Annotated in this window: 15 protein-coding genes; 13 read left to right on the forward strand and 2 right to left on the reverse strand. The window is 65.2% G+C overall.

Going from position 1 to position 13,486, the window contains the following annotated elements:
* Positions 1-12: 12 nt before the first annotated feature.
* The 8 genes from FIU88_RS08330 (at position 13) to FIU88_RS08365 (ending at position 7,235) form a co-directional block, all read left to right on the forward strand.
* Complete coding sequence (locus FIU88_RS08330) at positions 13-528, forward strand: macro domain-containing protein (RefSeq protein ID WP_152478883.1); 516 nt, start codon at positions 13-15, stop codon at positions 526-528.
* A gap of 77 nt (positions 529-605) precedes the next feature.
* Positions 606-1,955: a hypothetical protein gene (locus FIU88_RS08335; RefSeq protein ID WP_152478884.1), complete on the forward strand. Its 1,350-nt coding sequence runs from the start codon at positions 606-608 to the stop codon at positions 1,953-1,955.
* Positions 1,952-2,770 (forward strand): hypothetical protein, encoded by an 819-nt coding sequence (locus FIU88_RS08340; RefSeq protein ID WP_152478885.1) that lies wholly within the window; start codon positions 1,952-1,954, stop codon positions 2,768-2,770. Before FIU88_RS08335 ends, FIU88_RS08340 begins: the two co-directional genes overlap by 4 nt.
* The gene (locus tag FIU88_RS08345) at positions 2,771-3,766 is read left to right on the forward strand and encodes a phage tail protein (protein ID WP_152478886.1); all 996 of its coding nucleotides are present in this window, start codon (positions 2,771-2,773) and stop codon (positions 3,764-3,766) included.
* Between the two features lie 9 nt (positions 3,767-3,775).
* Positions 3,776-4,375 (forward strand): hypothetical protein, encoded by a 600-nt coding sequence (locus FIU88_RS08350; protein WP_152478887.1) that lies wholly within the window; start codon positions 3,776-3,778, stop codon positions 4,373-4,375.
* A gap of 13 nt (positions 4,376-4,388) precedes the next feature.
* Positions 4,389-6,278 (forward strand): hypothetical protein, encoded by a 1,890-nt coding sequence (locus FIU88_RS08355; protein WP_152478888.1) that lies wholly within the window; start codon positions 4,389-4,391, stop codon positions 6,276-6,278.
* Positions 6,275-6,877, forward strand: coding sequence for a hypothetical protein (locus FIU88_RS19315; RefSeq protein ID WP_216647307.1), 603 nt, complete (start codon positions 6,275-6,277; stop codon positions 6,875-6,877). Before FIU88_RS08355 ends, FIU88_RS19315 begins: the two co-directional genes overlap by 4 nt.
* Positions 6,878-6,950: 73 nt before the next feature.
* Entirely contained in the window at positions 6,951-7,235 is a 285-nt protein-coding gene (locus tag FIU88_RS08365) for a DUF5658 family protein (RefSeq protein WP_152478889.1), read from the forward strand.
* A gap of 199 nt (positions 7,236-7,434) precedes the next feature.
* On the opposite strand, the gene FIU88_RS08370 is transcribed toward FIU88_RS08365, so the two are convergent.
* Both FIU88_RS08370 and FIU88_RS08375 read right to left on the reverse strand, forming a co-directional pair.
* Complete coding sequence (locus FIU88_RS08370) at positions 7,435-7,614, reverse strand: hypothetical protein (RefSeq protein ID WP_152478890.1); 180 nt, start codon at positions 7,612-7,614, stop codon at positions 7,435-7,437.
* Positions 7,615-7,666: 52 nt separating this feature from the next.
* Positions 7,667-8,929: a tyrosine-type recombinase/integrase gene (locus tag FIU88_RS08375; RefSeq protein ID WP_152478891.1), complete on the reverse strand. Its 1,263-nt coding sequence runs from the start codon at positions 8,927-8,929 to the stop codon at positions 7,667-7,669.
* 239 nt (positions 8,930-9,168) lie between these two features.
* Here FIU88_RS08375 and thrS point away from each other — a divergent pair, with 239 nt between their 5' ends.
* The 5 genes from thrS (at position 9,169) to pheS (ending at position 13,463) form a co-directional block, all read left to right on the forward strand.
* A complete protein-coding gene (gene thrS, locus FIU88_RS08380) occupies positions 9,169-11,067 on the forward strand; it encodes a threonine--tRNA ligase (RefSeq protein WP_152478892.1) in 1,899 nt (632 codons plus the stop codon).
* Between the two features lie 34 nt (positions 11,068-11,101).
* Complete coding sequence (infC, locus tag FIU88_RS08385; RefSeq protein WP_083868096.1) at positions 11,102-11,641, forward strand: translation initiation factor IF-3; 540 nt, start codon at positions 11,102-11,104, stop codon at positions 11,639-11,641.
* An 86-nt stretch (positions 11,642-11,727) separates the two neighbouring features.
* Positions 11,728-11,922 carry a 50S ribosomal protein L35 gene (rpmI, locus tag FIU88_RS08390; RefSeq protein ID WP_016854829.1) on the forward strand — a complete coding sequence of 65 codons (195 nt, stop codon included), beginning with the start codon at positions 11,728-11,730 and terminating at the stop codon, positions 11,920-11,922.
* Positions 11,923-11,958: 36 nt separating this feature from the next.
* Entirely contained in the window at positions 11,959-12,312 is a 354-nt protein-coding gene (gene rplT, locus FIU88_RS08395; protein ID WP_016854830.1) for a 50S ribosomal protein L20, read from the forward strand.
* Positions 12,313-12,443: 131 nt separating this feature from the next.
* Positions 12,444-13,463, forward strand: coding sequence for a phenylalanine--tRNA ligase subunit alpha (gene pheS / locus FIU88_RS08400; protein ID WP_016854831.1), 1,020 nt, complete (start codon positions 12,444-12,446; stop codon positions 13,461-13,463).
* The last annotated feature ends 23 nt before the right edge of the window (positions 13,464-13,486 follow it).

Consider the following 13,486-nt stretch of genomic DNA (forward strand, 5'->3'; position numbering starts at 1 on the left):
CCAGGAGACGATATGCCCCTTCAGCTGATATTCCGCGACACCAACCCGCATGTCGCCAAGGCGGTGGCCACGGCGTTCGAGGGCGTGACGCAGCTCGACGCGGCGTGCGCGAGCATCTTCGACGCTGCGCCGGCCGACGCCATCATCAGCCCAGCGAACAGTCACGGCTGGATGGATGGCGGCATCGACCTGCTCTATGTGCGCCGCTGGGGCTGGCACCTGCAGGACGCCAACCGCCGCGCCTGCGCCCAGCAGCCCGAGGGGCACCTGCCCGTCGGGCGCGCCATCGTGCTCGAGACCGGCGGCAGCGATGTGCCGTGGCTGATTTCGGCGCCGACGATGTTTCGGCCGATGCCGGTGCCACATACCGACAACGCCTACCTCGCCTTTCGGGCAGCGCTCGTCGTGGCGCGGGAGCGGCGGCTGGGCCGGGTGCTATGCCCGGGGCTGGCCACGCTGACCGGCGGCATGCCACCGCCGGTCAGCGCCGCGCAGATGCGCCGCGCCTGGGACGACGTCATGCGTTGATCCGCGCCATCGCCGCCTAGCGGCAACACCCAACTCGAACCCGCCACCCGGCGGGTTCTCTCGTTTCTGGAGGGTCGATGACCGACGCGGATTTTCAGGCCTGGCTCGCCGACCACGCCGCCCAGCGGGTGGTGCTGGCCGAGCTGGATCACGCCGCCGGCACCGAGTACGTGGCCACGCACCCGTATATCTCGCGGCCGGGCGACAGCGACCCCAACCGCATACACGACGACCTGCTGGCCGAGGCCATCGACATCGAGACCCGCATCGATGCGCGGCTGACGTTCGGCCAGGTGCGGCTGATCAACGACGGCGAGCTCGACCCCTGGTTGGGCTTCGCCTGGGCGGGCCACGAGATCCGCCTCTACCTCGGCGGGCCGGATTGGTCCCGCGACGACTTCCGGCTGCATGTCCGCGGCATCAACCAGGGCATCACCGGCGCCCGCCGCGGCGAGCTGGCGTTCGGGATGGTGGATCAGTCGGCGGTGCTCGACGAGCCGATCGACACCGGCACGCTGCCGCTGGACGGCGGCCCGGTGCCGCTGGCCCTGGGCAACGTCTACAACGCCCCGGCGTTCCGGGTCTCGACCACCGCGCTGACCTATCGGGCGTCGTTTCTGGCCGTGACCGGCCTCGCTCCCAAGGAGCTGGGCAACGGGGTGCCGCACAGCGACGACCTGGCCGGCGGCGCCTTCACGCTCAACAACGCCCCGGGCGGGGCGCTGACCGTCGACATTCAGGAATCGCACGACACGACCGACATCCCGCAGTGGGTGGCGTCGCAGTACGGCCTGAGCGTCGCCGAGAATAGCCTCCCCAGCTACGCCGTGGGGCTCTATTACGCCGACGCCGTGACCGGCCGGCAGATCCTCGACGACCTGTGCCAAGGGCAGGGCGGCTACTGGTATCTCAACGCCGTGGGCGAGCTGGTGATCCGGCAGCACCTGGCGCCCTCGACGCCCGACCTGACGCTCTACGCCGACGACATCGAGCGCGACAGCCTGGAGCTGATCGAGACACAGGCGCCGTGGTCGTCGCTGACGCTGCGCTGGGGCCGCAACGCCTCGCACCTGAGCACGGTCGCCGGGACCATCGAGGACAACGACGCCGCCGAGGCCGAGCGCCTCAAGCGCGAGTGGCGCGAATCCACCGCGACCCAATCCCTGCCCGAATATCCCCAGGCCGAGGAGGTCAGCCGCGACAGCGTCCTGGCCACCAGCGCCGACGCCGATACCGAGCGCGACCGCCTGCTGGCCCTGCGCGCGGTGCGCCGTGACGTCTGGCGGATGGATGCGTTCCTGCCCCAGGCCGAGGTCGGCCAGGCCGTCACCGTCGAGGTGGGCGCGCTGGCCGGCCGGGTAGGGCGGATCATCGCCGTGCGGCGCGCGCCGACCCGCGGCATCACCACGCTGGAGGTCTGGCTGTGACCAACACCCTGCGCATGATCGTGGACAACCTGCACGACACCACCACGCTCACCGCCACGTCCGAGGCGCTGGCGGTGGCCTACACCCAGCGCACCGGCCGGGCCTACGTGTGGCGCTCGGCGGACCTCGCCGACCAGGTGATCACCGCCACGCTACCGACGCCGGCGTTCATCGACGCCCTGGTGATCTACCGCCACAACCTGTCGGCCACGGCCACGGTGCGCCTCGAGTTGCTCAATGAGGGCAGCGTCGTCTACGACACCGGCGCGGTCATCGTCTCGGGGCTGGTGGCCCTCGGCGACTTCCGCTTCGGCGTCGATCCCTGGGGCGCCACGTTGACCGATGACCTGCCGATTCAGCAGGCGCCGTTCTGGTTCCCCGCCACGGCGATCACCGGCTACCGCCTCACCATCAGCGACCCCGAAAACCTCGACGGCGTGATGGAGGTCGGCCGCATCATCGCCGGCACCACGGTGATTCCGCAGTTCAACGCCAGTTATGGCGTCGAGCTGGAGTGGCAGGACGCCGCCGAGCATCGGCGCAGCGAGGGCGGTTCGCTCCGCACCCTGGGCGGCGGCCTCGCCCGGCGCCTGGCCTTCGACCTCGACTACATGGACGCCAACGGTCGCGCGACGCTGACCCGCGCCTTCCTGCGCGGCGGCAAGGGGCGCGACGTCTACGTCTCGATGTATCCCGAAGCCGGCGGCCTCGAGGAGGCCGAGCACGCCTTCCTGGCCCGGCGGCAGGACAACTACGGCCATCGGCACGATTTTTTCGCCAACTGGCGCAGCTCACTCACTCTCGTGGAGGTTTAAATGGCCCACGTCCCTACGGTGCCTAATTTCGCCCAGTTCAACTTCGCGCTGGGCGACACCGACGCCGCGATCACCAAGCAGAACGGCCAGAATGCCGCCCTCGTGACGTTCGGCAACGAGCTGCGGCAGACGATGACCACCCTGAACGAGGACATCGATCAGGTCGCCCAGGACAGGGATGCCGCCGCTCAATCGGCGAGCGAGGCCCAGGCGTACCGCGATCAGACCCAGGAGATCAGCGAGGGCGGGCTGCCGCCCAAGGCGGGCAATGCCAAGAAGGTGCTCCGCGTCGCCGACGACGAGCAGAGCTACGAGCTCGACGGTCTGCTGCGGTTCGTGATGCCGGTCGGCGCGGTGATGGGCTTCCCCTGCACCACGGCGCCCTCGGGCTGGCTCAAGCTCAATGGTGCCGAGCTGTCACGCAGCGCCTACGCCGACCTGTGGGCCTTTGCACAGGCCAGCGGCAACCTGGCGGCTACCGAGGCGGGGAAAGACCCGCTGCAGTTCGGGCCGGGCGATGGTTCGACGACGTTCACGATCCCCGATCACCGCGGCGTGTTCCCGCGCTGGTGGGACGACGGCCGCGGCATCGATGCCGGCCGTGGCATCGGCGAGTCCCAGGGCGACCAGAACAAGGCCCACGACCATGGCGGCAGCACCGGAAGCGATACGCACGACCATGGCGGCAATACCAACAACGACACCCACAGTCACAGCGGTAACACCGACTACGACTCACACAATCACGACGTCAGGGTCATCAATCAATACTCCAAGAACGGCAGTGACGTCTTGGAGGACGGCAGCGCCAACGCCGCATTCAACGAGAAGACGATCAGAACCGACAGCGATTCCCACAACCACGGCCTGAATATCAACAGCAACACGCACCGGCACGGCATCAACAGCGACACCCACAACCACGACATCGCGAGCGATGGCGGCGACGAGGCGCGCCCCGTCAATGGCGCGCTGCTGGCCTGTATCCGCTACTGAGGGAGCCCCATGATCATCTATCACTACCATCCTGCGACCGGCGACTTCCTCAGCCAGGGCGAGGCCGATCCGTCGCCGATGGAGCCGGGCGAGTACCTGATCCCCGCCCATGCCACCACGATCGCGCCGCCCGAACCCCAGACGGGCATGCGGCGCGTGTTCGCCGATGGCGGCTGGTCGCTGGTCGAGATTCCCACCGAGCCGACGCCCGATCCTGAGCCGGACCCCGAGCCGGAGGCGCCGGCCGAGGTCACTCAAGACGACCTGCGCGCCGAGCTCTCCCGCGTGCACGACAAATACAGCAGCGGCACCACGCCATTCCAAGGGGCCGACATTGCCATTGATGTCGAGGCGCGCATCAACGCCAGGGGCGTGCTCGATGCGGTGATCTCTGGCCAGCAGCCGGTGCCGTTCGAGTGGTTCGCCGGTGGCGAGACGCTGACGATCAGCAGCCTCGAGGAGATGCAGGCCCTGCACGATGCCATCTTCGCCGCCCTGCGCCGCGGCTACACCGCCAAGGGCGCGGTGCTGGCCAAGATCCCCACCATCCAAGACCCGGCGGCCTACAGCGTCGAGACCGCCTACATCGTCGCCCTGAACAACGCCTGACCGAGGACACCCCATGCGTCTGACCGGCACCCTCTACAATGCGGGCGGCCCGCTCGCGAATGTCACCGTGGTGTTCGAGGCCACGGCCACCACCATGAATGGCGTGCTCTACAGCGCCGATGCGCAGTTCACCACCCAGGAGGACGGCACCTACGTCATCGACCTGGAGGCCGGGCTCTATAACGTCTACTGGATCGAGCGCGGCCACCGCGTGCGCCTGGGCACCGTCACCGCCGACCCGTTCAGCGAGGCCAGCCTGCCCGAGGTGCTGCAGGCCGACCCGACGCCGGTGGACTCAAGCGCGATTCAGGACGAGATCCTCGAGGCGCTGAACCAGATGGCGGCCGACCTCGCCACCTCGGCCGAGCTGCGCGACGAGACTGCTGGACTGCGCGACGAGGCGCAGCAGGCCGTGACCGACGCCAGGGATTACCGCGACGGCGCCGCCGTGGCCGGCCAGGTCTACGCCGACACCGCCGCCGGCCTGGCCGCCGTGGGCGACGGCGACTACTTCAAGACGCCCGCGGCCGATGACGAGGGCTTCCTCACCCTGTGGCAGCGCCAGGACGCCAGCACCGCCCAGCCGATCGACACCTACCCCAGCCTCAACGGGCTGACGGCGGCGATCCAGGCCGCCAACGAGCAGGCTACCCGTCTGAATCGCTCGTTCTCGATGCGGCCCTACAACGGCGAGAGCCTGCGCGCCGACTTCGAGGCCCAGGGCTACGGCCTCGGCGATACCACCGGCATCAGCCGCGCGGTGGGCGAAGGGGAGATGTTCACCGTGCAGCGGGCGACGCCGAAGCGGGCATTTCAGCGCGTGGTCGGCGGCGCAATCCAGCTCGTCGAGGTGCCGCCGGATACGCTGGCCCATGAGTGGGACGCGGCGACCGGGGATTATCTGGGTGTTCTGATCGAGGGGGCGCGGTCGAATAAGGTTATTTTCAGCGAGGATATGAGCACCTCATGGTGGAACCATAATGGCGTTACACCAACACTTCTCGCTGACGGTTCGTTCCGTTTTTCTGAAGCGGAAACCGATGAACCTCATAATGTCGCTACACCGAATTTTGGTTTTTCCGTCGGCGATGACATCACGTTTTCAGCCGACATAAAGGCAGATGGTGTTAGCATCGTCAAACTCGAGATAGGCGGCCCCAGGTGCAGTGCAAACATCGATCTTGCTAGTGGTGTGGTGAATTCCGTCAGCAGCAGCACCGATGAGTATGTCGATATTTATGCGGATGTGAGGCTTGTTAGCGATGGCTTTTATCGGTGTTGGATAACGGCGACCAAAAATGAAGACGCTGCGGACTACTGCCGTATTGAGTTTGCGGGAGGCCCCCATCCTGGGGAACCATCCGATTCGTTTGTTACTCGTCGGTGGATGTTAGAAAGAGGGGGCTACCCTTCCGGTTATATACCCACATATGGGATCTCTGTGACACGTGCAGAGGATCAGGTGCCACGGGACATGGGGGGGCAGATTAATGAGCTCGGTGGCGTATTTTATTGGGAGGGAGATGTATCCCGATCTTCAGTGGCTCAAGCGCTTTTCTTTCTCGGCTTTGATAATGGGAACAGAATCGCTTTGTACCACTTTAACAATAGAATCCTGGTGAGGTTTCAGGTTGACGATCAGGGTGACGATATGGAAAGCATTGCTGTTCCATATGGCAAGATAAAGGTGGCCTTATCCTATAACTTGATTGAAGGGGGCTACTATGTGTCAGTTAATGGAGGGGCAGCCCGTCAGGCCTCCTGTAATGCGATTCCGGCAACTAAAACGCTATATTTAGGCTCCTCCCAGTCTGGGTCTACCCAGATGACGGGCCACATCAAGCACTTTGAATACATCCCCGAGTCTCGCACCGCTGCCCAGGTTGAGGAGATGACCGCATGAGCATGACCGACGCCATTCTCTACGTGCCGGACTATCCGGCCCTGGTCACTCACCTGGGCGCCGAGTATCCGGCGCTGCTGGTTCGTGACGAGGCCGGCGAGATCGCCCAACCGCCGGTGGTGACGGGGTTCGCCCGCACCCCAGCGGCCACCACCACCGACGGCTCTGCGCTGCTCGTCTACGCCCGCCTGCGCCCCGCCGAGATCGAACAGTGGCGCGGCATGCCACACGTCACCGTGCTGGCCGAGGCTCCTTACCAGGGAAAGGGCACCGCCCAGGCAGTCTATGGCCAGGTTTTCGCGGATGCCGACGCGCTCGCCTCCTATGACAGCGTCTACGACCGCACGCCGCGCGAGGTGCCCACCGGCGAGGAGTCGATCACCCTCGTCGCCGATCCGGCCTTTACCGAGCCGACCGAGGTGACCATCGACGTCGATGGTCAGTCGCGAGCCGTCACCCTCACCGACACCGCCGAGCTGGTGGTGCCGGAGGGGGCCGAGGTGGTGCCGTCCCATGCCGCCGTCAGCATCGCCGGACGCGAGGCGATGACCACCGCCGTCACGCCCCCGGCCTGGTTCGGCATTCTCGCCGGCGCCTGACCGGCTCGACCATCCGCTATCGCTCCACCAGGCCCGCCACCCGGCGGGCCTTTTTCGTGCTCGAGGACATGCCATGACCCTGACCCATCTCGCCGCGCTCGCGCTGCTGCTGGCCAGCATCGCCGACACCGTGACCACGCACCGTTTTCTCGCCACCGCCCGTGGCCGCGAGGCCAATCCGATTATCCACTGGCTTATCGAGCACACCGGCCGGGGCTGGCCCGTGCTCAAGGCGCTGCCGATTCTGCCGGCGCTGTGGGCGGCCTGGCACTACCCGCGCGACGACCGCCTCGCCCTGGTGCTGGGCGGGCTGGCCGTCGTCTATGGGGTGGTGGCGTGGCGGAATGCGCAGCTGTGAGCAGCGGCGCCTCGCTGCTAGAGATCGCCGACGATGCGCCAGGGCGATCTCCTACATAGCGCCCGGGCCTTTCTCACTACGCTGAAAGCGTGATGTCAGGCGTCCGCGAGCCCGCGACGGGCCCGCCGCCAAGGAGGCAAGCCGACGTCACAGCTCAGCATGATCTCCGAAGGCCAAGGATGGCCGCCTCAATGCCGCCTCAATGCCGCCGCTCTCCCTGCGCCTCCCGCTCTGCCAGCATCTCCTCGATGAGATCGGCCGCCTCCCGTGCCGCCCGGTCATATGGCCGGCGACGCAGCTTCTCGACTATCTGCTCGGGGGTGAGGGTGCGCGGGACGTTGAATCTGGTCGGGGAGGGCATGTGGTCATCCTTGGGCATGTTGCCCGCCCAAAGTAGCGCAGCCGCACAGGGCATGCGAGGGCCGGGCGTCTCACATCAGGCGTATCCGCGACTGGAAGTCCTCGACTTCTTCTTCGGTGATCCCTCTCTCCAGTGCATCCAGGTAGTCGGCATACCACTGCATCATCAGCTTGCGCTTCTCCAGATAGGCAGCCTTGTCGTAGACGCCGCGGACCCCGACCTTCTTGTGTGAGAGCTGCATATCGGTCCATCGTTCCGGCCATCCGTGCTCGGTCAGCAGGGTGGTGGCGGTATGCCTGGCGCCATGCCCGGTCATGCGGCCCTGGTAGCCAGCGAGGTCGATGCAGTTGTTGATCGCGCTGTGCGAAACCACGGGGGACTTGCTGCCGCGGCCCGGGAAGACGTAGCCGCTGCGAGTCGCCAGCGGCCTGACTTGGCGCAGGCCGTCAATCGCCTGCTTCGGCAGTGGCACCAGATGATCGCGGCGCGCCTTCATCTTCCCGGCAGGTATATGCCAGAGCGCCTTGTCGAGATTCACCTCATCCCAGTGCATCCAGCGCACATTGCCGGGGCGCGAGGCGGTGAGGACATTGATCCTGGCCGCCGTCTTGACGAGCAGCCCACTGGGCGAACCGTTCATGGCACGCAGAAACCCGGGCAGCTCTGACTCGAGTAAGTGGGCATAGGGGGTCGATTCCGGTGCGCGCTTGGCCACCGAAGTCAGGTCGGCCGCCGGGTTGCTATCGCATCGCCCGAGGGCCACGGCATAGCGGAAGATGCCGTTCAGCCAGCCTCGAGCCTTGATTGCTCGCGAGAGGGCGTTTCGATCCTCCAGCCGCTGCTGTACCCTTACGCAGTCGGCGCGCGTCACCTTGGAGATCGGTATCCGGCCGATGGTCGGGTAAGCGTCATTGTCCAGCCAGCTGCGAATACCTCTCAGCGTGTTGTGAGCGATACCCTCGCTCTCACAGTGGGAGTACCATTCCTCGGCCGTGACGGACCAGTTCGCCATGCGGTCGGGGCGATGTGACGCCTTTTCCTGGCGACGCTTCTCCAGTGGGTCGATCCCGTTTGATACGTCGTCGGCAATGGCTTTCGCACTGTCGCGAGCGAGCCTTGCCGACTTGTCGGGGTATCCCCCGACACCCATCCAGCCCCAGCGCCCGGTTTCAGGGTTCTTGTATCGAACCTCCCAGCGTTTGCGGCCGGATGGGCTGACGACAAAATAGAGGCGATCGACACCATAGGCCTCACGGTATTCCTTGGCCTCTGGCTCCAGGCTGGCCAAGACGGTGTCGGCTAGCGGACGACGCTTGATTGCGGTGCGCTTCATGTAGAGCATGCTCGCGTGCTGTATGGTGACGGGCTCACCATACACCAATCTGTATGGCGCCATACACGGGACCATACACGAAAACAGCATGTGCGATTGTTGACGAATGTGGCCGGGCGTTATGAAAAACCACGGGAATCAACAGCCTGCTATGTGAAGCTGTGCAAGATAGACCATATTAAAGCAGTGGGCTCGATCCCTGGTATGGATCACCACTGCGCACAAGGAACTTCTTCATCATGCCCATCGTGACCCTGCCGGACGGCAGCCAGAGAACTTACGACGAACCGCTCACCGTGATGCAGGTGGCCGAGAGCATCGGTACCGGCCTGGCCAAGGCCTGCGTGGCCGGCCGCATCGACGGCGAGCTGGTGGACGCCGCGGACGTCATCGACCATGACGCCGAGGTGGCCATCATCACCGCGCGTGACGAGGCCGGCCTGGAGATCATTCGCCACTCCTGCGCCCACCTGATCGGCCACGCGGTGAAGCAGCTCTATCCCGACGCCAAGATGGCGATCGGGCCGGTGATCGACGACGGCTTCTACTACGACGTCGACTTCGGCCGCTCGGCGACCCCCGAGGACCTCGAGGCCATCGAGCAGCGCATGAAGGCGCTGATCGACACCGGCTACGACGTGGTGCGCGAGTATGTCGATCGCGACAAGGCCATGCTGACCTTCCTGCATCGCGACGAGCCCTACAAGCAGGAGATCGTGCGCGAGATTCCCGATGGCGAGACCATTCGTCTCTACCATCACCAGGAATACACCGACATGTGCCGCGGCCCGCACGTGCCGAACACGCGCCACCTCAAGGCCTTCAAGCTCACCAAGCTGGCCGGTGCCTACTGGCGCGGCGACGCCGAACGCCCGATGCTGACTCGCATCTACGGCACCGCCTGGGGCGACAAGAAGCAGCTCAAGGCCTATCTCAAGCGTCTCGAGGAAGCCGAGAAGCGCGATCACCGCAAGCTGGCCAAGAAGATGGATCTCTTCCACCTGCAGGAAGAGGCCCCGGGCATGGTCTTCTGGCACCCCAACGGCTGGACCATGTACCAGGCGCTGGAACAGTACATGCGGCGGGTGCAGATCGAGCACGGCTATCAGGAGATCAAGACGCCCCAGGTGGTCGATCTCTCGCTGTGGAAGGCGTCCGGTCACTGGGGGCACTACAGCGACCTGATGTTCACCACCGAGTCGGAGAAGCGCGAATACGCGGTCAAGCCGATGAACTGCCCCTGCCACGTGCAGGTGTTCAACCAGGGGCTGAAGAGCTACCGTGATCTGCCGCTGCGCTTGGCCGAGTTCGGCAGCTGCCACCGCAACGAGCCCTCCGGCTCGCTGCACGGCCTGATGCGCGTGCGCGGCTTTACCCAGGACGACGCGCACATCTTCTGCACCGAGGGGCAGATCCAGTCCGAGGCCGAGGCCTTCATCGCGCTGACGCTGCAGGTCTACAAGGAGCTGGGCTTCGAGGACGTCGAGCTCAAGCTGTCCACCCGCCCGGATGACTTCATGGGCGAGGCTGAGCTGTGGGATCGCGCCGAGGCCGGGCTCGAGGCCGCGCTGAACAGCACTGGCCTGGACTGGGACCTGCAGCCGGGCGAGGGCGCCTTCTACGGGCCCAAGATCGAGTTCTCGCTGCGTGACTGCCTGAACCGCGTCTGGCAGTGTGGCACCCTGCAGCTCGACTTCAACCTGCCGGGCCGCCTGGGCGCCCAGTTCGTCGACGAGCACGGCGAGCGCAAGACGCCGGTCATGCTGCATCGTGCTATCCTGGGCTCCTTCGAGCGCTTCCTCGGCATCCTCATCGAGCACTACGCCGGGGCCATGCCGCTGTGGCTCGCGCCGGAGCAGGCCGTGATCCTCAACATCACCGATTCGCAGCGGGGTTTCGTCGAAAATCTCGAACGCCGCTTGCAGAAAATCGGCATGCGCGTCAAGGCGGACTTGAGGAACGAGAAGATCGGCTTTAAAATTCGCGAGCATACGTTGCAGAAGGTCCCCTATCTCCTGGTGGTGGGAGATAAGGAAGTCGAAGCCGATTCCATCGCCGTGCGCACCCGCACCGGCGAAGATCTCGGCACCATGACGGTGGAGACCTTCATCGACAAGGTGCTGGCCGAACGGTTATAACGACATCTTCCAAGACTGAAGTGGAGACGGAACCATCAAGCGAAGCAACCCCAGAGGGCGTCCGCAGGACAAGCGGCCCCCGATGAACGAGCGGATTACCGTAGACGAAGTTCGCCTGATCGACAGCGACGGCGAGCAGCTCGGCGTCATGCCGACTCGCGATGCCCTGGAGCGCGCGGAATCCGCCGGTATGGACCTGGTCCAGATTTCCAATGCCGATCCGATCGTCTGCAAGATCATGGATTACGGCAAGTTCGTCTTCGAGCAGAAGAAGCAGAAGGCGGCTCAGAAGAAGAAGCAGAAGCAGATTCAGGTCAAGGAAGTCAAATTCCGGCCTGGCACCGACGAGGGCGACTATCAGGTCAAGATGAAGAACCTGACGCGTTTCCTCGAAGGTGGCGACAAGGGCAAGGTCACGCTGCGCTTCCGCGGACGCGAAATGGCCCATCAGGACCTCGGTCGTAAACTGATGGAACGGATCGCCGCCGATCTCGAAGATCTCGGTACCGTGGAGTCCTTCCCGAAGATGGAAGGGCGGCAGATGATCATGATCATTGCCCCCAAGAAGAAGTGATCCGACGGCCCGTCAAACGGATGGCCGGCGTCTAGCCGGCCATTGGCCCCGGATTTTCTCAAAAACCTCGAGCGGAGTGTATTCTCATGCCGAAAATCAAGAGCAACAGCGGCGCTGCCAAGCGCTTCAAGAAGACGGCCAACGGCTTCAAGCACAAGCAGTCGTTCCGCAGCCACATCCTGACCAAGAAGTCCACCAAGCGTAAGCGTCAGCTGCGTGGTATGAAGCAGATCCACGACGCCGACAAGCAGCTCGTGCAGCGCATGCTGCCGAACCTGTAATCCTTGGTAGACCATTTTAAACGTCAGGAGTAAGCCATGACTCGCGTCAAGCGTGGTGTCGTCGCACGTCGTCGTCACAAGAAGATTCTCAGCCAGGCCAAGGGTTACTACGGTGCCCGTTCACGCGTCTTCCGCGTTGCCAAGCAGGCCGTCATCAAGGCCGGTCAGTACGCCTACCGTGACCGTCGCCAGCGCAAGCGTCAGTTCCGCGCCCTGTGGATCCAGCGCATCAACGCCGGTGCCCGTCAGCACGGTCTGTCCTACAGCCGCTTCGTCGGTGGCCTGAAGAAGGCCGGCATCGAGATCGACCGCAAGGTCCTGGCCGATCTGGCCGTCAACGAAAAGGCTGCCTTTGCCGCTATCGTCGAGAAGGCCAAGGCTGCCCAGTAAGTGATCTCGTGATGGCATGGTGGGCTCTCCGTGGGCGCGCCATGCCACGGATCGTCGCAGGGGAAGAGCAGCCGCTCTTCCCCTGTTTTTTTGGCATGTGACCCCCTGATCAAGACATCGGAGCACAACGGATGGACCACCTTCCCACTCTGGTCGCCGAGGCCCGCGACGCCGTTCAGGCCGCCGAGAGCATGGCCGCCCTGGACGAGCTGCGGGTGCGTTACCTCGGCAAGAAGGGCGAGATCACCGCGCTGCTCAAGGGCCTCGGCAAGCTGCCCCCCGAGGAGCGCCCGGCCGCCGGCGAACGCATCAACGAGGCCAAGCAGGCCCTGTCGCAGGAGATCGACGCTCGCCGCCAGGCCCTGGAGAAGGCCGACCTGGAAGCGCGTCTGGCCGCCGAGCGCCTCGACGTGACCCTGCCCGGTCGCGGCCAGCCCAGCGGCGGCCTGCACCCGGTGACCCGCACCCTGGAGCGCATCGAGGGACTGTTCACCCGCGTCGGCTTCGACGTGGCGGTCGGCCCGGAGATCGAGGACGACTACCACAACTTCGAGGCCCTCAACATTCCCGCCCATCACCCGGCGCGGGGCATGGCCGATACCTTCTACTTCGACGCCACCCGGCTGCTGCGCACCCATACCTCGCCGGTCCAGGTGCGCACCATGAAGGATCAGGAGCCGCCGATCCGCATCGTCTGCCCGGGTCGCGTCTATCGCAGCGACTCGGACCTGACCCACACCCCGATGTTCCACCAGGTGGAAGGGCTGCTGGTCGACGAGGACGTGCGCTTCTCCGACCTCAAGGGCACCGTCGAGGACTTCCTGCACGCCTTCTTCGAGCGTGACGACCTCTCGGTCCGTTTCCGCCCGTCTTACTTCCCGTTCACCGAGCCCTCCGCCGAGGTCGACATCGAGTGCGTGATGTGCAGCGGCGACGGCTGCCGTGTGTGCTCGCACACCGGCTGGCTCGAGGTGATGGGCTGCGGCATGGTGCACCCCGAGGTGTTCCGCCACGCCGGCATCGACAGCGAGCGCTACAAGGGCTTCGCCTTCGGCATGGGTGCCGAGCGCCTGGCCATGCTGCGCTACGGCGTCAACGACCTGCGGCTGTTCTTCGACAACGACCTGCGCTTCCTCAAGCAGTTCGCCTGATCGACCACCGACTACGCGGAAAC

The organism is Halomonas sp. THAF12 (assembly GCF_009363675.1).
GTDB lineage: Bacteria > Pseudomonadota > Gammaproteobacteria > Pseudomonadales > Halomonadaceae > Halomonas > Halomonas smyrnensis.

What these genes read in the sequence shown, in the direction of transcription:
- FIU88_RS08330 (WP_152478883.1), top strand. Translation starts at nt 13, where the DNA reads ATGCCCCTTCAGCTGATATTCCGCGACACCAACCCGCATGTCGCCAAG.
- FIU88_RS08335 (WP_152478884.1), top strand. Translation starts at nt 606, where the DNA reads ATGACCGACGCGGATTTTCAGGCCTGGCTCGCCGACCACGCCGCCCAG.
- FIU88_RS08345 (WP_152478886.1), top strand. Translation starts at nt 2,771, where the DNA reads ATGGCCCACGTCCCTACGGTGCCTAATTTCGCCCAGTTCAACTTCGCG.
- FIU88_RS08350 (WP_152478887.1), top strand. Translation starts at nt 3,776, where the DNA reads ATGATCATCTATCACTACCATCCTGCGACCGGCGACTTCCTCAGCCAG.
- FIU88_RS08355 (WP_152478888.1), top strand. Translation starts at nt 4,389, where the DNA reads ATGCGTCTGACCGGCACCCTCTACAATGCGGGCGGCCCGCTCGCGAAT.
- FIU88_RS19315 (WP_216647307.1), top strand. Translation starts at nt 6,275, where the DNA reads ATGAGCATGACCGACGCCATTCTCTACGTGCCGGACTATCCGGCCCTG.
- FIU88_RS08365 (WP_152478889.1), top strand. Translation starts at nt 6,951, where the DNA reads ATGACCCTGACCCATCTCGCCGCGCTCGCGCTGCTGCTGGCCAGCATC.
- FIU88_RS08370 (WP_152478890.1), bottom strand. Translation starts at nt 7,614, where the DNA reads ATGCCCAAGGATGACCACATGCCCTCCCCGACCAGATTCAACGTCCCG.
- FIU88_RS08375 (WP_152478891.1), bottom strand. Translation starts at nt 8,929, where the DNA reads ATGAAGCGCACCGCAATCAAGCGTCGTCCGCTAGCCGACACCGTCTTG.
- thrS (WP_152478892.1), top strand. Translation starts at nt 9,169, where the DNA reads ATGCCCATCGTGACCCTGCCGGACGGCAGCCAGAGAACTTACGACGAA.
- rpmI (WP_016854829.1), top strand. Translation starts at nt 11,728, where the DNA reads ATGCCGAAAATCAAGAGCAACAGCGGCGCTGCCAAGCGCTTCAAGAAG.
- rplT (WP_016854830.1), top strand. Translation starts at nt 11,959, where the DNA reads ATGACTCGCGTCAAGCGTGGTGTCGTCGCACGTCGTCGTCACAAGAAG.
- pheS (WP_016854831.1), top strand. Translation starts at nt 12,444, where the DNA reads ATGGACCACCTTCCCACTCTGGTCGCCGAGGCCCGCGACGCCGTTCAG.